The organism is Candidatus Binatia bacterium (assembly GCA_036382395.1).
GTDB lineage: Bacteria > Desulfobacterota > Binatia > HRBIN30 > HRBIN30 > JAGDMS01.
This window is the reverse complement of the sequence record DASVHW010000155.1, coordinates 1-19921: the sequence shown is the minus strand read 5'-3', so window position 1 is coordinate 19921 and position 19921 is coordinate 1. Positions and strand designations below refer to the sequence as shown.

Sequence of the window (19921 nt, the reverse complement as noted above, 5' to 3'; positions counted from 1 at the left end):
TGTCCGTGGCTCAGGCAATTGGGGAAAGTTTGCCGGCTAACATCGAACGCGCTGCTGAAATCGTGTTGCGCTCTCGCTATGTCGTTGCCCTCACGGGAGCGGGGATGTCGGTGGAAAGCGGCATTCCGCCATTTCGCGGGCCGGGCGGCCTGTGGACGAAATACGGGGAGCCGCCGATGAACGGCTACCAACGGTTCCTCGCTGATCCAGCGCAAGCCTGGCGAGAGCGACTTTCTCCCAGCGGGCCCATGCGCGAACTCTGGGAGACGCTACTCACTGCCGAGCCGAACTCTGGACACCACGCCTTGGCCCAACTGGAATCAGCGGGTATCCTGCGCTGTCTCATCACGCAAAATGTCGACAACCTGCATCGGCTCGCCGGCAGCCAGCTGATCGAGGAAATCCACGGGAACTACACACTCATACGCTGCATCCAGTGCACCAGCCGTTTTACGCGCGAAGAGATCCGCTTGGAGGCGTTGCCGCCGCACTGTCCGCGTTGTGATGGCATCCTCAAGAGCGATACCGTGTCCTTTGGCGAGCCTATTCCGACCGACGTGCTGGCCCGCTGCTTCGAGGAGACCGAGAAGTGCGACTGCATGCTGGTTGCCGGTACCTCCGCAACCGTCTATCCGGCAGCGCAGTTCCCGATCGACGTGCGCCAGCAGGGCGGCCAGTTGATTGAAATCAACCCACACGAAACCGAGTTGACCGCGTTCGCCGCGATCAGCTTGCGCGCGCCGTCCGCCGTCGTGCTTCCCGAGCTTGCGGGGCGGATCACCCAATTGCGAACCGCCTAACCTCATCGTCGCGCGCACCCATCGATCGTGGGTGGCAAGTAACCGCCGGCTGCATGCGAACGACCGCGTCGAAACCCCCACGGCCGATGCGTGCGGCACTCTCAGCCGTTGCCGGGGGCGTCTTCGTAACAACGCAGCTCGGCTCGGACCGCGATATGCGCGCTGCGTAGACCGGCGAGGAGACCGTCCTCGTAGTTGAACACCGGGTCCCGGCTGAGTTGCGGAAAGTCCTGTGGGTTGCGCAAGTCCTCCGGTGTGACATCGGGTACAACCCGACGTGCGAGTTGCAGCACCTTGCTGTGCTGTTGCTCGATCATTTCCGTGAACAGGCGATCGAGAATGGTAAGCCAGCGATCCGGCGGCAGCACAGGTGCGGCGCTCACGGGGCGTCAACCGAGCAAGCTGAGAAACTGCCGCAGGAGATCGTCGCGAATGTGGTCGGGCACATCGTCGTCACTCAACCGCGACAGATCACTACGATACCAGCTGCAGTCGCGCACGTAGTAATACGAGAAGACCTGATCGAAGGCGATGCACGCTGTCAGTGCGAAATCCCCGGAGCGGGTAGCGATCACACTTTGGTCGTCGGCGAGGTGAAAACGGCCGTCATGCATGGCACGAAAGAGGTTGATGCGTAGCCCCACGTAGCGTCGCAGACACGACCAGCGCGCTTCGAGGGAGTACTGACTCATGCGACCGTTCGTCTTGCGCTACGCACAACCTGGCCCCGTGACTGCGACTATGCTACGCAGGTTGCAGGCTCAAAATCAAGGACTATCACGATGACAGCCGCGATTCCCACACACGCACCGGAGCGATTCCTTCTCGAACGTTTCGGTCTCAGCCAGTCCGCGCTGGAACACATCGTCGGCACCGCCGTCGCGCGTCGCGCGGATTACGCCGATCTGTACTTCGAGCTCCGCAGAGTCCAAAGCCTCAGCCTCGAGGAAGGCATCGTCAAGACGGCCAGTCAGCACATCATGCAGGGCGTGGGTGTGCGCGTGGTTGCCGGCGACAAGACCGGGTATGCCTACTCCGATGATGTCACCATCGACAGCTTGCGGCTGGCGACGCGCACGGCGCAGGCGATCGCAGAGGGCGGCGGAGAACACCGTGCCGTGGCAGTCCATGAGGCGGCGCCGGGGCACGACTTGTACGCCTTGGCGCGATCGCCACTGGAAGCGCCCTTAGCGGACAAGGTGGATCTGCTCAGCCGCATCGATGTCGCCGCGCGGCGCCACGATCCACGCATCAAGAACGTCATGGCAACCATTGGCGTCGAGCAGAAGCTCGTGCTCATCGTGAGCTCCGCTGGTGTGCTGGTGGGTGACGCGCAGCCCCTCGTCCGCCTCAACGTGACCTGCATCGCGGAAGAAGCGGGGAACCGCCAGCAAGGCACATCCGGCGGGGGCGGCCGCGTCGAGTACGGTTTCTTGCTGGAGGAAGATCGCTACCTGCGTCTGACGCGAGCCGCAGCGGATCAGGCGCTGCGCAACCTGCATGCAACCGACGCACCCGCGGGGACGATGACGGTGGTTCTCGGTCCGGGTTGGCCGGGCATTCTGCTGCACGAAGCCGTCGGCCACGGGTTAGAAGGAGATTTCAACCGCAAGAAGGTCTCTGCGTTTTCGGCGCTGCTCGGCAAGCCGGTAGCGTCGCCGTTGTGCACCGTGATCGACGACGGCACGCTGGCCAATCGCCGCGGCTCGCTCAACGTCGATGACGAAGGCACCCCGACCAGCCGCACCGTGCTGATCGAGAAGGGCATCCTCTGCGGCTACTTGCAAGATCGACTCAACGCCCGACTGATGGGCATGCCGCTCACCGGCAACGGGCGGCGGGAGAGCTTCGCGCATATCCCCATGCCGCGAATGACCAACACGTTCATGCTGGCTGGAGAATCCACCGCCGATGAGATCATCCGATCCGTCGATCACGGTCTCTACGCTGCCTACTTCGGCGGCGGCCAAGTCGATATCACCAGCGGTAAGTTCGTCTTCTCGACGAGTGAGACCTACCTCATTGAGGGCGGCAAGATCACGCGGCCGGTGAAGGGTGCCACCCTCATCGGCAACGGGCCTGATGTCCTCAAGCGCATCAGCATGGTCGGCAACGACCTCCGGCTCGATGAGGGCATTGGCACCTGTGGCAAGGACGGCCAATCGGTTCCGGTCGGTGTCGGCCTGCCCACCATCCGCATTGACGGCCTGACCGTCGGGGGCACGCAGGCTGCCTGATGAGGTGGAGACCATGAGTGTCCAGCCGCTGGAAGAGATCGCCGAGGTACTGCTGGCGGCGGCGAAACGCCACGGCGCCAGCGCCGCCGACGTCGTCGTGGCCGAGGGAGACGCGCTCGAAGCCGGCGTGCGCCTGGCAGAGATCGAGACGCTGAAACAGGCGCGCCAGAAACATCTCGGCCTGCGGGTCTTCATCAACGAACGCAGCGCCATCACTTCCAGCGCGGATTTTTCGCGCCAGGCGCTGGAGCGCCTGGCGGAGGACACCTGTGCCCTGGCGCGGGTAATCGCGCCGGATCCGTTCTCCGGGCTTCCTGAGGCCCACGAACTGGCAGCCGGAACTCCCGATCTGGAACTCTATGACCCGGAGATCGAGTCGCTCACGGCCGAACGGGCCATTGCCGCGGCTCGGGAAGCCGAGCGGGCGGCATTGGACACGGACCCCCACATCACAAACTCCGAAGGTGCAAGCTTCTCTTCTTCTACTGGCCGTGTCGTGTATGCGTCGACCCTCGGCTTCGTCGGCGCGTACCGCGATTCGAGCGTGTCGCTTTCAGTTGTACCCGTTGCCTCCGCCAACGGCTCGATGCAACGTGATTACTGGTATTCCGTGCAACGAAAATTGACGCGGCTGGAAGACCCGGCCGCGATCGGACGCAAGGCCGCAGCGCGCGCCGTACGTCGCCTCAATGCACGGCGCGTGCAGACCTGCGACGTGCCGGTGATCTTCGATCCCGAAACGGCATCGAGCTTGATGCATCATCTCGCGACCGCGGTCTCGGGCTACACCTTGTACAAGCGAACCTCCTTCCTGCTCGATAAGCTTGGCCAGCGCATCGCTCCGGAGTGGGTCACGGTCATCGATGACGGAACGATCGTGGGCGGCTTGGGCTCGAAGCCCTTCGACGGAGAGGGGCTAGCAACTCGGCGTACCGTCGTGCTGGATCACGGCGTGCTGGCCAGTTACCTCTTCGATACGTACTCGGCGCGAAAGCTCAATAGCCGCAGCACCGGCAACGCGGCCCGATCGGTCGGCGACGCCCCACGGGTCGCGCCAACGAATCTTTTCCTCCAGGCGGGAACCGCTTCTCCAGAAGAGATCATTCGGTCGGTGCATCGCGGCCTGTACGTCACAGAGTTGATTGGCTTCGGAGTCAACCCGGTGACCGGCGATTACTCGCGCGGTGCTGTCGGCCAGTGGATCGAGAACGGCGAATTCGCTCATCCGGTGGAGGAGATAACCATCGCCGGCAACCTCCTGACCATGTACGACAGCATCGAGGCCATCGGGAACGATCTCGATCTTCGTCACTCCGTGATGGCACCGACCGTGAAAATTGCCCGCATGACCGTGGCGGGAAATTGAAAAGCACAGGACAGAGAACGTCTCCCTGATAGATCCCGGACAGTACGCTTTCTGTGCTCTCTTCTGGTATAATCCGCGGCCATGTGGCGTGGGGTGGCCGGAGGGTTGGTGCTGGGAGTGCTGCTGTCGGGATGCGGCTTGGTCGCGCGCCGCCATCCCCCTCCGATCGAGGCTCGTTCTGGAGCCGTCCAAACTGGCATGGCCTCGTGGTACGGCCCGGGCTTCCACGGCAATCGCACTTCTAGTGGGGAGATCTACGACCAGTACGATTTGACCGCCGCTCACCAAACGCTGCCGCTCGGAACCCGCGTGGCCGTAACCAACATGCAGAACGGCAAAGAGGTAGAGGTACGCATCAACGACCGCGGACCGTTCGTGAAGGACCGTGCGATCGACCTCTCGTACGCCGCCGCGCGTACCGTCGGCATGATCGGCCCCGGCACGGTGCCCGTGCGCATCGAGGTGCTGGGCATGGGAGGTGTGCAGCTTGCTTCCGCGGCGTACGCGGTACAGGTCGGCGCCTTTGCGGACCGCGACAACGCCCTGCGGCTCAAGCGCACCTTGGAGCGGCGCTTTGATGGGGTTTATCTCGCCACGCTCGACGGAGCGGCGGGCCGGCACTACCGGGTGCGAATGGGTCGGTTCGGCCGTCGGGAAGATGCCGTCGCCCTTGCCCGGTCGGTCACACCCCTGGGTTTGTCCGCCATCATTGTGGAAGATGCGAGTCCGCCTTCACCGTGACGCGGAAGTGGGACGGCGTGAGCCTGCATCGCTACCGGCCCATCGCTGAAGCGTTGGCGCTTCTCGTTGGCACGCTTCCCCTTGCGGTGGCATTGCATCTCCCAACTCTGTGGTTTCTAACCCCCTTTGCGCTCGTCACCTTGGCCAGGCGCCCCTACGCCACATATGGCCTGACCCTGAAGCGTCCAGGCAGCGTCCGTTTTCACGCCGGGGTCATTGTGGCGGTGTTTGTCCCCTACATGGTCGGCCATTACCTTCTTGCGCATTGGTGGTCCGGGCTGGATTTTCACTTTCGTTTGCCGACGGTGTTTCTCGCTTCGGCCATTGACCAGCTTCTGCTCATCGCCCTCCCTGAGGAGTTTTTTTTTCGCGGATACCTGCAGACCGAATTCGATCGCGCCTGCGGCAGACCCTTTGAATTCCTCGGTGCAAAATGGGGGCTCGGGTTGCCGATCGCCGCCGCACTGTTCGCCGCATGCCATCTATGGTACGGGGGTCCGGCACGTCTGATCGTATTCTTCCCGGGCCTCCTCTACGGATGGCTGCGAGCCCGGACGGACACCATCCTTGTACCGACGTTCTATCACGCCGGCAGCAATCTTCTGATGCAGATCATGTTGGCCAGTCTCTCGCGCTGAGCGGCGTTACCAAATTAACGTCCCAGGCCCTCACGTTGCCCGAAGCTGAGGATGCCACCCCTGCCCCGGCATGATGACACCAGAGGTGTCGAGCCCCCGCACCTGGCGTGCGTTTTGCTCATTCCACTATCCACGAGAGGGGTTCATCCATGGATATCACACAGTTGCTGACTTTTGCCCACCGGGAGGGAGCCTCCGACGTTCACCTTTCGTCTGGAGAGCAGCCGATGCTCCGCATTCATGGCGACATGAAACGCATCGAGCACCCGCCGCTCAGCCCCGAAGAGGTGCACCACATGGTCTTCGACATCATGAGTGATGCGGTGCGCAGGACGTTTCAGGAAACGAACGACGCGGACTTTTCGTTCGAGTTGGGGAACATCGCTCGGTTTCGGGTGAACGCCTTTCGCACCCGTCGCGGCGAGGGCGCCGTGTTCCGTACGATCCCGACGAAGGTGATGACCTTCGATGATCTCGGGCTGCCCCAGGTGATAAAGGACATTGCCGACAAAGAGAAAGGATTGGTCTTGGTCACCGGACCTACCGGTTCTGGAAAGTCGACCACTCTGGCGGCAATGATCGACTATATCAACGAGGGCTACGAAGGACACATCCTGACCATCGAGGACCCGATCGAGTTCGTCCACACCTCGAAGAAATGCTTGGTCAACCAGCGTGAGGTTGGACCGCACACCATGTCGTTTGACGCAGCGCTCCGCGGCGCGTTGCGTGAAGATCCCGATGTCATCCTGGTGGGCGAAATGCGCGATTTGGAAACGATCTCGTTGGCACTGACTGCGGCCGAAACCGGCCACCTGGTGTTTGGAACTGTGCACACCTCCAGTGCGCCGAAGACGGTCGATCGCATCATCGACGTCTTCCCAGCGGGCCAACAATCGCAAATCCGCACCATGTTCGCGGAATCGATCCAAGCGGTGATCACACAAACCCTGTTGCGCAAACGAGCCGGGGGACGGATCGCAGCCCTCGAGATTCTGATTGGGACGCCCGCCGTGCGCAACCTGATCCGCGAGAACAAGATCCATCAGATTCCTTCAAGCATGCAGACCGGCCAAGCCGTGGGAATGCAGACCTTGGACATGGCCCTGATCGATCTGGTGAACAGGGGCCTGGTCACCAAGGAAGAAGCGCAGTCGAGGACCCTAACGCCGAACTTGTTCGGGGCAATGGCGACCGACGCCAAGGCTGGCGCGCAGCGATTTCCGCGGCCGGTCGGGGGGCGCGGAGCGTAACCGGTGGATATCCGGCTGCTGCTCTCCGAGATGGTGACGCGCGGCGCCTCCGATCTCTATCTGACCATCGAGAGTCCTCCCATGCTTCGCATCGAGGGGTTCACCGAACCCGTCGGAACCGAGGTGCTGACGCCGGTCGAGGTCGAGGCGCTCGCGACGTCGCTCATGAGTGAGCGCCAGCGTGCCGCCTTTGATGAGAAGCTGGAAATGAATCTGGCCATCGCTTCGGAGCGACTGGGCCGCTTTCGTATCAATGTGTTTCGCCAGCGGGGTGCGGTGGCGGTGGTGGTGCGCCAGATCAGGATCCGCATCCCAACGCTTGATGAGCTGCAGTTGCCACCGATCTTGAAAACCCTTGCGCTCAGCCGCCGCGGGCTCGTGCTGGTGACTGGCGCAACCGGCTCGGGCAAGTCCACCACGCAAGCCGCTATGTTGGACCACCGTAACGAGATGACCGCGGGACACATTCTGACGGTCGAGGATCCAATCGAGTTTGTGCATAGCCACAAGAAGTGCATCGTGAACCAGCGTGAGGTGGGTTTCGATACGCTTTCGTTCAATGATGCATTGAAGAATACCCTGCGCCAGGCGCCGGATGTCATTCTCATTGGCGAGGTGCGCGACGCTGAAACGATGGAGGCGGCGATCACGTTTGCAGAAACCGGCCACCTCTGCCTGGCGACGCTACACTCGAACAACGCCAACCAGGCAATCGAACGGGTCATGAACTTCTTCCCCCAACCACGGCATCCCGAGATCTATCTTCAGCTCTCCCTCAATCTGCGGGGTATCATCTCCCAACGGCTCGTGCCGGGGGTCGATGGGAAGCGTGTGGCGGCGCTCGAAGTCCTCATCGACACACCCTGGATCAAAGACCTCATCAAGAAAGGTGAAATCGACACGCTCAAGGAAGCCATAGAGCAGAGCACCCACGAAGGCGGCCAGACGTTCGACCACGCAATTTATGACCTTTATGCTCAGGGGCGAATTTCAGAGGAGCAGGCGCTGGCCGACGCCGACAGCGCCAACAACCTGCGTATTCGCATCAAGAATCTCGATCTCTCACGTCAAGAGCCGAAGAAGAACGGCCTTCCGGGCAGGCCAGCAAGCGACGACTTCCGCATCGAAGGCGTTACGCCGCCACACTTGCGGCGGCCGTAGAGCTTCACTTACCGGGTAATTGCGTCTCGGCGCGTAACCACTCGAGGTACGCTTGAGCGCCCGCCGTGATCGGCAAGGCGATCACCTCCGGCGTTCCGTAGGAATGCAACGCCTTCACCCGGGCCTCCACCTCGGCGAAGAGCGCCGCGCGCGTCTTGATGATCAGCAACAGTTCCTCGTCGCGCCTGATCTTACCTTGCCAGCGGTATGTGGACTTGATCGGACCCACCAGATTGACACAGGCGGCAACACGCTCCTCGACCAACGCCCGCGCAATCCGTTCCCCTTCTTCCGGCGATCCGACGGTGACCAACACGGCGATGCAATCCGTCATCTCCTTGCTCCCTAACGCGCCGCACGCCATTGCATAACCAGTTGGTGGTAATCAATGGCATCGCCCTGTGGCTGCACCGGAGCGGGTTTGGCTTTGACCCACTGGCTCAGTCGCTGCCACAAGGCCATGCCCACACGGCGACGACCGGTACGCGGGATCAGCCCGCGGGCTCGTAAGTACTCGCGCACCGCGATCGTACTCGCTTGCTGCAGATGCCCGCGGCGCGTGATGTCGGCCAGGGAATTCGCCAACGCCCCAGGCGTGTAGCCTGAGTCGTTGATCAAACTCTCGGCAACCTGCACCACCGCCGGCAAGGTCAGATAGCCGTCCTCGAACAAGCACGCGGCCGTTTGGAAGTAGTTGAAGGTGGGCACCAGGCGAGGACCAAAAGCGCGAAAGCTGGTCGGCGGGGTGCGGCGCTCGAGGTTGATGTATATCTTTTCCACGACTTCGCCGCGCTCGGCTGCAGCCGCAAGTTGCTTAGCCTCGGCAATCAGGCTCGGATCAACGCCGATGGCAAGGAGAACTTCACCGAGTTCGTCGCCAGCGATGCGACCGGCGAGAACATCGGCATACAGCGAATAGATGATTGGATCTGACTCCCAGTCGTCGCCAAACAGCGCCTCGTGCGATTCCGCCGACGTCGCGCCGCGGCTCTTCAGCAGCTCCGTCAGCTTGTAGCCGACTTGCTCGCGCAAGTTGCGGAATCGACCGCGGACCAGGTGCTGTAACTGGTTCTTGAACACAATGCCATCGTACTCGATGCCGTCGAGGGCAAGTTTCTGCTTGATAGCCTTGGCGATTTGCGGCGGGCTCGCCGAGATGAAATAGATCCGGACCTCCCGGCCCGCCTGGGTCGCCACCTCGCGCAGGCCACGAATGAGCGGGGCCACACCGGGGACCGCGACTTTGTCTTGCGGCTTCTCGAACGGCACCCGCATCAGCTCGCGCAGGGAGTCGAACTCAGTTTTCAGGTATGTCTTGTCGAGGTCCCAGCGGAAGATGATGGGCCGCAGCACCTCAGGCATGCGGCGTTTGGCACGGCGCAGCACCATCACAGTCGTTCAATCCCGGCGGTGATTTCCCGCGTCACCCCATCGCGCACGGCCTTGGCCGCAACTTTGATTGCGTTCTTGATCGCGGGCGCATTCGAACGGCCATGCGATTTGATCATCAGGTGTTCAAAGCCGAGGATGGGCGCGCCGCCGTAAGCGGCGTAGTCAGTCAGGTCACGTAGTCGCCCGAAACCGCTTGCCAACATGAAAAACCCCAACTTCCACCGCCAATTCTCACGGCGGGCCGTCCCGGCCAAATCCACTACCACTTCGGCTAAACCTTCCAACAATTTTAGCACAACATTTCCCAGGAGCCCCTCACACACAATCACATCGGCCTTTCCCTTCGCCAGATCGTTGCCTTCGATGTTGCCCACGAAGTTGATGCCTGGAACCGCCTTGAGCCGACGATAGGCGTCGGCCAGAATGTCCCCGCCCTTCGTTTCCTCGACCCCCATGTTGAGCAACGCCACACGAGGATTCGGCACCTTCGAAATATGCCGCGCATAAGCGCTTCCCATCAACGCAAACTGCACGAGTTCCGTGGCATCGCAGCGGATAGTGGCCCCAACATCGAGCAGCAGCGCGAGCTGATCCTGACCGGGGTATTCGGTCTGCCGCGGATACACGCTGGCCAGCGCCGCCTTGCGGACGCCACGGATGGTCTTGAACTGCTGGGCACAGGCGAGCACGGCGGCCCCGGTGTTGCCAGCCGTCACCGCCGCGTCCGCCTGCCCTTCCGCAACCAGCCGGGCCGCAACCAGGATCGAGGCGCGGCGCTTGTGGCGCAGGCTCGTCTTGGGGTCATCCGCCATAGAGACAAACTCGTGCGTGTGGTGCACACCGATATGCGCCGGGTTGTACGCGACGCGGTTGAGGATGGCTTGAATCTCCGCCTCGTCCCCAACCAGGGTGCACTGGATGTCTGTCTCCAGGGAGGCCTCTGCAACACCCTTCACCACTTCCTCGGGGGCAAAATCCCCCCCCATCGCGTCTACAGCAATGATCGGCATACGTCAGAACCGCCTCTCAACCTTTCGCTCCGCCCGGAGCCGAGGTCATCCCTCTGCGGCCTTCTGCAACCAGGCGCTTGCGGAGCTCGTGTTCGACGACACGGTACTTGAAGGCCTTGCGGCCGTTGACAAAGAGCACAGGAATCTCCGTACCGAACTGCGCTTCGAGATCGGCATCTCCGGTGATGTCGATCTCCGCCACCGTGCACCCCAGTTCTCGTGCGACCGGCAACACCACTTGCTTCATTTCATCGCACAGGTGACACTCGGGCCTGCCATACAGAACGAGGGTAAGTGCCGCCATGGGTGTTGCATACCGTCACCAGCCGGAGTTGACAATATTAGAGGGTTCTTCTACTCAAGTAGCTTCTTTATCTGGAGACCAGCCATGAGCTATGCAGTAATTCGTACCGGAGGGAAGCAATACCGCGTTGCCCCCGGAGATGTCATCCGAGTCGAAAAGCTCACCGGAGAGCCCGGATCGGATATCGAGTTCCAGGAAGTGTTGATGACGGCGGATGAGGGGGCAATCCGAGTCGGAGCCCCGCTCGTGGCGGGAGCCCGGGTCACCGCAAAGGTCGTCCAGCACGGGAAAGCCAAGAAAATCCTGGTGTTCAAGAAGAAACGTCGCAAGAACTACCGCCGTCATCAGGGCCACCGGCAGCAGTTCACCGCGGTTCGTGTGACCGGCATCGAAACAGGGGCAGGAAGCCATGGCGCATAAAAAGGGACAAGGAAGCACCCGTAACGGACGCGACAGCCAGGGACAGCGGCGTGGCGTCAAGCTGTTCGCGGGCGAGATGGCAAAGGCAGGCAGCATTCTGGTGCGCCAGGTCGGCACGCGCGTGCATCCGGGCAAGAACGTCGGGATGGGTCGCGATTTTACGCTGTTTGCCAAGATCGACGGCGTCGTCCGCTACGAGCGGGTCGGCAAAGACCGCCGCCAAGTCCACATCTTCCCGGCATAACCTCTTCTGCCTCACCCTCCGTGTCTGTCGATTTTCGTCCCTTATGTAGGGGCGCAGCATGCTGCGCCGCTACGAGCGCAGGCGAGACAGGTGAAGACCGCTTTCCTTTTTCGGGTGGTGCCGCTAACCTCCGCCGGCAGCGGAGATGAAATTCATTGACGAAGCTGAGGTCCATGTGCATGCCGGCGACGGTGGGCGTGGTTGTGTCAGCTTTTTGCGCGAAAAATATAGGCCCCACGGCGGACCGAGCGGCGGCGATGGGGGCGACGGCGGCGATGTGGTCTTTGTGGTCGACCCCGGCCTCACCACCTTGCTGGATTTCAAATTTCAGCCCCTCGTCAAAGGCGGCCGGGGCGAACATGGCAGGGGAAAGCAACAGTACGGAAAGCACGGTGAGGGCCGTCTGGTCCGCGTCCCCCCGGGCACCATCGTCACCGATGCCGATACCGGCGAGCTGATCGTCGATCTCCGCCAGCCGCACGAGCGCTACATCGTCGCGCACGGCGGGCGCGGCGGCAAAGGCAACGCCCATTTCGCCAGCTCCACGAACCAGGCGCCGCGATACGCCCAGCCCGGAACTCCAGGCGAGGAACGCCGCCTGCGGCTCGAACTCCACCTTCTGGCCGACGTCGGGTTGGTCGGGTATCCGAACGTCGGCAAATCAACCGTGATCAGTGCCGTCTCCGCCGCCCGACCCGTGATTGCGGATTACCCTTTCACGACACTCGTGCCCCACCTGGGCGTCGTCCGCTTCGATGACGAAGGAAGTTTCGTCCTTGCCGACATTCCGGGTCTGATCGAAGGGGCGCACCGCGGACGCGGACTGGGGGACCGTTTTCTCCGCCACCTGTCGCGCACCAGTCTCCTGATTCATCTCCTCGATATCAGCGGCCTGACCGGCCGGGATCCGGTGGACGACTACGACGCGATCAATCGCGAACTCGAAGCCTTCGATGCCACGCTGGCGGCAAAACCGCAGGTGGTGGTCGCCAATAAGATGGATTTGAGCGAAGCGCGAGAACGCTACCCTGCTGTCCAGGCGCGTTTTGCGCAACGCGGCATCACGCTGTGGGCAATCTCTGCCGCCACGGGCGAAGGCGTCGCCGTGCTCATGCGTGAGGTCGGTCGCCGTTGGCGGGCGCTACGAGCGGCGGTGCCTGACGAGCCGCCACCTCAGGATCCCCTCGCGCTCCAGGAGACGGTCAGGGTGAGGGAATGAGATGGGCGGATCTGCCGCGACAAACGACCAACTCGTTCATAAGCCGCGCTTGTGTAAACACCTGCGCCGCGCGGTAATCAAGATCGGTAGCAGCATCTTATCGGGGCCGAACGGCATCAATCGCCCGCGGCTCCGATCGCTGGCGGAAGAACTGTGCGGATTGCACAAACGCGGCATCGAGCTGGTGGTGGTGAGCTCGGGCGCGGTTGCCGCGGGCATGGCGCGCCTTGGGTTCAAGGAACGCCCGAAAACCGTCCCACAGCGGCAGGCGGCCGCCGCGGTCGGACAGATCAACTTGATGGCCCTCTACGAAGAGTACTTCGCCTCGCACTCGACCCAGGTAGCTCAGATTCTCCTCACCCACGACGACCTGGCGGACCGCAGCCGGTATCTCAACGCGCGGCACACGATCGAGACGCTCATTGCCGCCGACGTCGTGCCCGTGGCCAACGAAAACGACACCGTGGTCATCGACGAGCTGAGAAACTTCGGCGACAATGACAATCTGTCGGCCCTGATCGCCGGCCTGGTCGAAGCCGACCTGCTCGTGCTGCTCAGCGACGTCGCCGGACTGTACACCAAGAACCCGCACGCCCATTCCGACGCCGTGATGGTCGACGTGGTCGAGGATCCCGGCCGCGCCATGTCCGCCTACGTCATGGATGGGCGTGGCGCACTCGGCACGGGGGGAATGGCATCGAAGTTTGCCGCCGCCAGGAAGGCCGCTGCCGCCGGCATTCCCACCATCATCGCGGACGGTCTCCATTCCGGCGTGCTGCCGGCGGTGTTCGATGCGCGCCAAGCGGTGGGCACACTGATTCTTCCGCGCGGCGATCGACTGGGCCGGCGCAAGCACTGGATCGCCTACACATTGAAGCCGGCGGGCACGCTGGTGGTGGACCCGGGTGCCTATGAAGCAATCACCCACAAGGGCCGCAGTCTCTTGCCCAAAGGCTTGAAGGAGGTCCACGGCAAGTTCGGCCCCGGCGAGTGCGTTCGCTGCGTCGATCTGTCAGGCAGCGAATTCGCGCGCGGCCTGGTGAACTACAGCGCCGCCGAATTGGACAAGATCAAAGGCGTCCATTCCGCCGGCATCGAAGGCGTCCTCGGATACAAGCTCACCGAAGAGGTCATCCACCGCAATGATCTCGTGCTGACCATCGGTCCTGAGTCGTAGCCTGCGAGGGAGACGGGGTCAGCCGTAGGCGGGCGCCCACCCGTACCCTTCTGTCGGTTCACTCTCGGTTCTATCTCCCAACCGCGAGCCTATGCTAATTGCAGGAGCGAGCGGGGCGGAGGATGAACGAAGAACACGCTATCAGTCCCGGACAAGTTCTTTCCGGTGCACTCTTCAACGAGCCCATGCGCGTGGAGACAGTGCGGCCGAATGGGCCGGACACCTGGACGGTCGGGCTTGTCGGTATCCGCTCGGAGCGATTCCGCAGCGTAACGCTGACGCGCCGGGATCTCGAAGCCCTGGCTGTTCAAGAATCCGTCTGCACGTACAACGGCGACGGCCGGCTGCTCTGGCTGGGCTTGCAGGCCTACTCGCTGGGGATTGCATACGAATTCGACCCGTATTTCGGCCTCTCGGTGTCGCGCGTCGATCCCCTGCCCCACCAGCTTGAAGCCGTTTACCACTACCTGCTCAAACTCGCGCGCGTACGCTTCCTGCTCGCCGACGACGCCGGTGCGGGCAAGACCATCATGGCGGGACTGCTCATCCGCGAGCTGAAGCTCCGTGGGCTGGCTGATCGGATTATGATCGTCTGCCCCGCCAATCTGACCTTCCAATGGCAGCGCGAGCTGAAGGAGAAGTTCGACGAGAAATTTCTGGTCCTGAAAGGCGGCGACATTCGCGACCAGTTCGGCGTCAACCAGTGGCTGGAGCACCGTCATGTCCTCACGTCGCTTGACCTGGCCAAGCGCACTGACATTCTTCCCGGCCTGAAACAAGTGCACTGGGATTTGGTCATCGTCGACGAGGCGCACCGGATGTCGTGGACGCCGCCAGCTCGGAAGACCGCGCGCTACGCGCTCGGGGAGCTGCTCCGGGACAGCACGGATCACCTACTGCTCCTCACCGCCACGCCGCACAAGGGTGACCCGACGAACTTCAGCCTGTTTCTCCAACTGCTCGACGAGGACGCCTACGCCGACGTGAAGTCGATTCGTCAGGCGATGACCCAGCGCCGCGCGCCATTCTACCTGCGTCGCACGAAGGAGGCGATGGTCTATTTCCCCGAGCGCCAGAGCGACGGCTCGTGGGTGGCGCGGAAGATCTTCACCAAGCGGATTCCGCACACGGTCGACTTCCAGATCGACGGGAACGAGTTCGATCTCTACCGGAGCGTGACCCACTTCGTGAAGCAGCAGAGCGCCAAGGCCGCCGCACAGGGCGACGATCCGCGCGCTCGCGCCGTCGGCTTCCTCATGTCGCTGTACCAGCGCCGGCTGGCGTCCAGCACGCACGCCATGCGGTGCTCGCTCGACAATCGCGCCCGCCGCCTCGACGCGGCACTGAAGCAGGCCCAGGAACTCGCGCGAATCGCACCACCGGACCTTCCCGATCCTGAAGAACTGGAAGAGATGGAGGAGAGCGAACGGGAGCGCCTGGAGCAGATGCTCGAAGCGATCACGCTTGCCGGCAGTGCCGAGCAGGTTCGCGAGGAGATCGCGGAGCTGAAGGTGCTGGCCGTAGATGCTAAGCGCGTCGAGGACTCGGGCGCCGAGGCCAAGCTGTCGCGGCTCAAGGAGCTCCTGCACCAAGAGGGATTCTTCGACCATCCCGAGCAGCGTCTGCTCCTGTTCACCGAGTTTAAGGACACGCTGGACTATCTGATGGGACTTCTCAAAGAGTGGGGCTTCCGCGTCGGATGCATCCACGGCAGCATGAAGATCGGCTCGCGGGAAGAACCGAACACGCGGCTGTACGTCGAGCAGCAGTTCAGAGAAGGTAACATTCAGATGCTCGTTGCCACCGAAGCGGCAGGTGAAGGCATCAACCTGCAGTGCTGCCACATTTTGTTCAACTACGACATTCCGTGGAACCCGAATCGGCTCGAACAGCGCATGGGCCGCATCCATCGCTACGGCCAGCTCTTCGACTGTCTCATCTTCAACTTCGTTGCCACGAATACCATCGAAGGCCGCGTGCTCCAGCGCTTGCTCGAGAAGCTGCAGGAGATCCGCAACGCCCTCGATGACGACGCCGTCTTCAACGTCGTCGGTGAGATCCTGCCTGCCGCCCACATCGAGCGCGTCCTACGCGACTACTATGCCGGCAAGCTCGGCGATGCGGACCTTGAAGATCGGCTCCTGCGCGATGTCGACGAAGGCCGGTTCCGGGCCATCTGCCAGAATGCGCTCGAAGGTTTGGCCAGCAAGCGGCTCAACCTCGACATGCTCATCGAGCGCCGCGCCCGCGCCCAGGAGCGGCGCGTCGTGCCCGAGACGATCGCGCGCTTCATCCGCGACGCGGCGGGGTATGTCCCGTTCGAGCTGAAGCCGGTTGCGTCGCTGCCGCACGCGTTCGAGCCCGGCAGGACGCCGCCGGTGTTGCGGCGCCAGGAGAGCGAACCCGACTGGAAGCTTCCAGCGCTGGTCGCGAAGTATCCGCGGCTGTCGACCGATCGCGAGACGGCGGAGAAGAACAATCTGGAGTGGGTCACGCCGGGGCATCCGCACTTCGAAGCGCTGCACCGGCACACCAGCGCACTCGCCCAGGAGGTGTTCGCCAAGGGCGCGTGCTTCTACTCGCTCGACCACGAGACGTCGGCGCGAATCGACTTTTACCGCGCACGAGTCGTCGACGGCCTCGGCCAAGTGATTCACGAACGGTTGTTCGCTGTGGAGATTGGATCTCCTCACTCCGCAGTTGGAGACGGGCTGCCCTCAGCCCGCGCTCGCAGCGGGATTGAACGCCGTGAGGGCACGGCGTCTCCAAGCGAAGGCTTCCTTCAAGAGAATTCTCGCAGCGAGGGTGAGGGCAACGCCAAGCTGGTCGAACTCAGCATGCTCGGCAACCTCACCGCAACTCCAGCGCCCGCCGCTCTGCCGTCGGTCATCTCGCTTCCCGAGGCAACCGAGTGGCTGAACACAAACGCGCTCACACCCTTCATCGGAGAAGTCCGCGCCGAGCGACTGGCCGAGATCGAGCGCATCGGCGCGCACATCAAGCTGTCGTTGACGGAGCTGCTGCAGAAGGTCGACGAAGAGATCGGCAAAGCTGCGGCGGAGGTCGACCAGAAGGTGACCGGTGCAGAGGGCCGGTTGGCACAAGCGGAAGCACGACATGCCGAATTGATGGTGCGGCGCGAGCGGCGGCGGCGCGAGCTGGAGCGCCAGCGGGCGCTCACGCTGCAAGCCGTCGAACGTATCGCCAGCGTGCTGGTCCTGCCCCATCCGGAGCGCGAGGCGCCCGAGGTGCGACGTCTCAGGCCGAACTTCGAGACCGAAGCCATCGCCATGCGCGTGGTCATGGAGCACGAGCAGGCGCAGGGGCGGCAGGTCTACGATGTCTCGGAGAAAAACCTGGGTTACGACGTCACGAGCCTCGACCTTGCTTCCGGAGAGCTGCGCCTCATCGAGGTGAAGGGCCTTGGTGCAGCGACCGGCACGATCCTGCTCACGCCCAATGAGCGCCGCGTGGCAGAAGACCGTCCCGACTGTTTCTGGCTCTACGTCGTCACCGACTGCGACAATGCTCCGCGACTCCAGCAGCCGATCCGCGACCCGGCGCGCCTCGACTGGAACGAGGTGACGAAGGTGGCCCACTACTACTTGGCCGTGAACGCGATGACGAAGCCCATGCAGGTGCGTGAGGACTCGCCGCCGTATGGAGGAGAACGTCCGTGACGACCGTGGGGATTCCCGCGAACGCGAAACAGCTCGCCGCCCTCGTGAAAGAAAGCGAAGGTCCGGCTCTGGAGTTCAAGCGCTCGACGGGAGAGTTGAAGGAAGGCATGCAGACGCTCTGCGCCTTCCTGAACGGCTCCGGCGGCATGGTGCTCTTCGGCGTCCGGCCGGAAGGTACCATCGAGGGGCAGGCCGTCTCTGACCAGACGCTCCGCGACATCGCTCAAGCCGCCGATCGCTTCGAGCCGCCCGCCCACGTCTCCATCCATCGCATCAAGGTCAAGGCAGGCCGCGAGCTCGTCCTTGCGGCGGTCGAGGGTGGCGTGGACATGCGACCCTTCACCTACGAAGGCCGCCCGTACGAGCGCGTAGGGAGCACGACGCGTCGGATGCCGCAGGCCAAGTACGAGCGTCTGCTCGTCGAGCGCGGCCATGCCAAACGCCGCTGGGAGAACCTTTCAGCCGAGGGACTGGCGCTGAAGGACCTGGATCGCAAGGAAATCCTGCGGACGCGCGAGCTGGCCATTCAGCAAAGCCGGATCTCGCCGGACACCCGCCGCGACATCGGGGAGATTCTCGACCGGCTGGGACTGCGGGTATCGAGCGTCCTCACGCGGGCCGCCCAGGTGCTCTACGGCACGCGATTCATGCCCGACTATCCCCAGTGCCTTCTCAAGCTGGGGCGCTTCCGCGGCACGACGGTCACCGGCGAGATCGTGGACAACCGGCAGGAGCACATGAACGCCTTTTCCATGGTGCGCGAAGGCATGGCGTTCCTCGAGCGCACCATGCCGCTGGGGGCGCGATTCCCCAAGGGAACGGTTTTCCGTGAAGATCGCTTCCCGGTTCCGCCCGCAGCGCTGCGAGAGATCCTCCTCAACGCCGTCATGCACCGCGACTACTCCCATCACTCCGGGTACGTCGCGATCGCGATCTTCGACGACCGCATCGAGATCCAGAGCTATGGCCGTCTCCCCGGCGGCATGACCGTGGAACAGCTCTCCGGTCCGCATCTGTCGAAGCCGACCAACCCGTCGATCGCCGAAGCGTTCCATCGCACCGGAGCGGTGGAGGTCTGGGGTCGCGGCACCAACCGCGTGATCGAGATGTGCGAGAAGCACGGCGCACCGCCTCCGGTCTTCGAGGAAAAGCAGGGGTTCCTGGTCGTCACCTTCAGGGCGCCGTTGGTTGCCGGCGGCGCGGCGGGAAGGTCAAGGGCCGAGTCAGGGGCCGAGTCAGGGGCCGAGTCGCTCCTGCGTCATCTAGCCGACAGCCCCCTGGCGATCTCTGATTGGGCGAGACGGTGCGGGTGCAAGGCCGTGACGGGAGCGTTCAAGCGGTCTGTCCGACGTTTCCTTGAGCAAGGCCTCGTCGAACGCACCATACCCGACAAGCCGAACAGCCGATTGCAGAAGTACCGGCTGACCCCGGCCGGGGAAAAGGCGCTGAAGGAACGCGGCGGGGATGACGTGAAATGACCCCGCATGTCGCCGCACAAGTGACCGCAGAAGTCACCGCACAAGTGGCGGCGTTCTGCCGCGAACCTCAACCGGCGAAGGCCATCATGACCGAACTGGGGCTCAAGCACTGGAAGACCTTCCAGGCGAACTATCTTGCGCCCTTGATGGCCATGGACATTCTGGAACGGACCATCCCTGAAAAGCCGCGAAGCCGGATGCAGAGGTACAAAACAACGGAGGCGGGACTGGCGATGGCAACCGCCCATGCCTCCGGGCGACCGCCCGTTTCCGGACCGCTCTCGCCCGATTCCGGCCGCGATGGCGGCCCGTCTCGCAAGAAGAAGGGCAAGGTCCGGCAATGATCCCCAAGGACTGCAAGCGCCTCGCCGAGGTGGACTTCCCGATCGCCGAGGTGTCGCGGCGCGCGGCGCGGGAGAAGTCGATCCGGCACGGGCATCCGAGCACGCTGCACTTGTGGTGGGCGCGGCGGCCGCTGGCGTCGAGCCGGGCGGTGCTGCTCACGCTGCTGTGGCCGGACCCGTGCGATCCGCTCTGCCCGGCGGAGTTCAAGGCAAAGGCGCGGGAACTCCTGCCGCAGGTGGCCGGCTGCAATCCGGGCACCACGGACGAGGACCTGCGCAAGGCGCTGCTCAAGTTTATCGCGGACTTCGCGAACTGGGATAACGCGGCGCAATGTACCTATCTCGAGGTGAGCCGGGCGCTGGTGAAGGCGGCGCATGGCGAAGAGCCGCCGCTGGTCGTGGATCCGTTTGCGGGGGGCGGCTCGATCCCGCTGGAGGCGCTGCGGCTCGGGTGCGA

Annotated in this window: 21 protein-coding genes; 15 read left to right on the top strand and 6 right to left on the bottom strand. The window is 63.1% G+C overall.

Annotation, left to right across the window (positions count from 1 at the left end; genetic code table 11):
* Nucleotides 1-29 precede the first annotated feature (29 nt).
* On the top strand, nucleotides 30-800 hold the full coding sequence (locus VF515_07155; protein ID HEX7407415.1) for a Sir2 family NAD-dependent protein deacetylase: 771 nt from the start codon (nucleotides 30-32) through the stop codon (nucleotides 798-800).
* A gap of 101 nt (nucleotides 801-901) precedes the next feature.
* Here VF515_07155 and VF515_07150 read toward each other — a convergent pair whose 3' ends face one another.
* Both VF515_07150 and VF515_07145 read right to left on the bottom strand, forming a co-directional pair.
* Nucleotides 902-1183: a hypothetical protein gene (locus tag VF515_07150; protein HEX7407414.1), complete on the bottom strand. Its 282-nt coding sequence runs from the start codon at nucleotides 1181-1183 to the stop codon at nucleotides 902-904.
* A gap of 6 nt (nucleotides 1184-1189) precedes the next feature.
* On the bottom strand, nucleotides 1190-1492 hold the full coding sequence (locus tag VF515_07145; protein ID HEX7407413.1) for a hypothetical protein: 303 nt from the start codon (nucleotides 1490-1492) through the stop codon (nucleotides 1190-1192).
* 90 nt (nucleotides 1493-1582) lie between these two features.
* Here VF515_07145 and tldD point away from each other — a divergent pair, with 90 nt between their 5' ends.
* From tldD to VF515_07115, 6 genes are all read left to right on the top strand, one after another.
* Nucleotides 1583-3037: a metalloprotease TldD gene (gene tldD / locus VF515_07140; protein HEX7407412.1), complete on the top strand. Its 1455-nt coding sequence runs from the start codon at nucleotides 1583-1585 to the stop codon at nucleotides 3035-3037.
* Nucleotides 3038-3050: 13 nt separating this feature from the next.
* Nucleotides 3051-4403, top strand: coding sequence for a TldD/PmbA family protein (locus tag VF515_07135; GenBank protein ID HEX7407411.1), 1353 nt, complete (start codon nucleotides 3051-3053; stop codon nucleotides 4401-4403).
* An 81-nt stretch (nucleotides 4404-4484) separates the two neighbouring features.
* A complete protein-coding gene (locus VF515_07130) occupies nucleotides 4485-5144 on the top strand; it encodes a septal ring lytic transglycosylase RlpA family protein (GenBank protein ID HEX7407410.1) in 660 nt (219 codons plus the stop codon).
* Nucleotides 5141-5782, top strand: coding sequence for a CPBP family intramembrane glutamic endopeptidase (locus VF515_07125; GenBank protein ID HEX7407409.1), 642 nt, complete (start codon nucleotides 5141-5143; stop codon nucleotides 5780-5782). Before VF515_07130 ends, VF515_07125 begins: the two co-directional genes overlap by 4 nt.
* Nucleotides 5783-5931: 149 nt before the next feature.
* Entirely contained in the window at nucleotides 5932-7035 is a 1104-nt protein-coding gene (locus VF515_07120) for a type IV pilus twitching motility protein PilT (protein HEX7407408.1), read from the top strand.
* A 3-nt stretch (nucleotides 7036-7038) separates the two neighbouring features.
* Nucleotides 7039-8196, top strand: coding sequence for a PilT/PilU family type 4a pilus ATPase (locus VF515_07115; GenBank protein ID HEX7407407.1), 1158 nt, complete (start codon nucleotides 7039-7041; stop codon nucleotides 8194-8196).
* Nucleotides 8197-8200: 4 nt separating this feature from the next.
* Here VF515_07115 and cutA read toward each other — a convergent pair whose 3' ends face one another.
* The 4 genes from cutA to VF515_07095 are packed head-to-tail and all read right to left on the bottom strand — an operon-like array spanning nucleotide 8201 to nucleotide 10902.
* Complete coding sequence (gene cutA, locus VF515_07110) at nucleotides 8201-8530, bottom strand: divalent-cation tolerance protein CutA (GenBank protein ID HEX7407406.1); 330 nt, start codon at nucleotides 8528-8530, stop codon at nucleotides 8201-8203.
* 11 nt (nucleotides 8531-8541) lie between these two features.
* Nucleotides 8542-9585: a phosphatase domain-containing protein gene (locus VF515_07105; protein ID HEX7407405.1), complete on the bottom strand. Its 1044-nt coding sequence runs from the start codon at nucleotides 9583-9585 to the stop codon at nucleotides 8542-8544.
* Complete coding sequence (gene plsX, locus VF515_07100) at nucleotides 9585-10598, bottom strand: phosphate acyltransferase PlsX (protein ID HEX7407404.1); 1014 nt, start codon at nucleotides 10596-10598, stop codon at nucleotides 9585-9587. The genes VF515_07105 and plsX overlap by 1 nt, the downstream gene beginning before the upstream one ends.
* Nucleotides 10599-10614: 16 nt before the next feature.
* Nucleotides 10615-10902 carry a glutaredoxin family protein gene (locus tag VF515_07095; protein ID HEX7407403.1) on the bottom strand — a complete coding sequence of 96 codons (288 nt, stop codon included), beginning with the start codon at nucleotides 10900-10902 and terminating at the stop codon, nucleotides 10615-10617.
* A gap of 84 nt (nucleotides 10903-10986) precedes the next feature.
* On the opposite strand from VF515_07095, the gene rplU reads away from it, so the two are divergent.
* The 8 genes from rplU to VF515_07055 all read left to right on the top strand — a co-directional run.
* The gene (rplU, locus tag VF515_07090) at nucleotides 10987-11322 is read left to right on the top strand and encodes a 50S ribosomal protein L21 (protein HEX7407402.1); all 336 of its coding nucleotides are present in this window, start codon (nucleotides 10987-10989) and stop codon (nucleotides 11320-11322) included.
* On the top strand, nucleotides 11312-11566 hold the full coding sequence (gene rpmA, locus VF515_07085; protein HEX7407401.1) for a 50S ribosomal protein L27: 255 nt from the start codon (nucleotides 11312-11314) through the stop codon (nucleotides 11564-11566). The genes rplU and rpmA overlap by 11 nt, the downstream gene beginning before the upstream one ends.
* Nucleotides 11567-11711: 145 nt before the next feature.
* Entirely contained in the window at nucleotides 11712-12785 is a 1074-nt protein-coding gene (gene obgE / locus VF515_07080; GenBank protein HEX7407400.1) for a GTPase ObgE, read from the top strand.
* A gap of 1 nt (nucleotide 12786) precedes the next feature.
* Nucleotides 12787-13962 (top strand): glutamate 5-kinase, encoded by a 1176-nt coding sequence (gene proB / locus VF515_07075; GenBank protein HEX7407399.1) that lies wholly within the window; start codon nucleotides 12787-12789, stop codon nucleotides 13960-13962.
* A gap of 185 nt (nucleotides 13963-14147) precedes the next feature.
* A complete protein-coding gene (locus tag VF515_07070; protein ID HEX7407398.1) occupies nucleotides 14148-17642 on the top strand; it encodes a helicase-related protein in 3495 nt (1164 codons plus the stop codon).
* Nucleotides 17639-19120 (top strand): ATP-binding protein, encoded by a 1482-nt coding sequence (locus tag VF515_07065; protein HEX7407397.1) that lies wholly within the window; start codon nucleotides 17639-17641, stop codon nucleotides 19118-19120. The genes VF515_07070 and VF515_07065 overlap by 4 nt, the downstream gene beginning before the upstream one ends.
* Nucleotides 19121-19140: 20 nt before the next feature.
* The gene (locus VF515_07060; GenBank protein ID HEX7407396.1) at nucleotides 19141-19464 is read left to right on the top strand and encodes a hypothetical protein; all 324 of its coding nucleotides are present in this window, start codon (nucleotides 19141-19143) and stop codon (nucleotides 19462-19464) included.
* On the top strand, nucleotides 19461-19921 hold a 461-nt coding region (locus tag VF515_07055), incomplete at its 3' end, for a DUF1156 domain-containing protein (protein ID HEX7407395.1). The genes VF515_07060 and VF515_07055, both read left to right, overlap by 4 nt.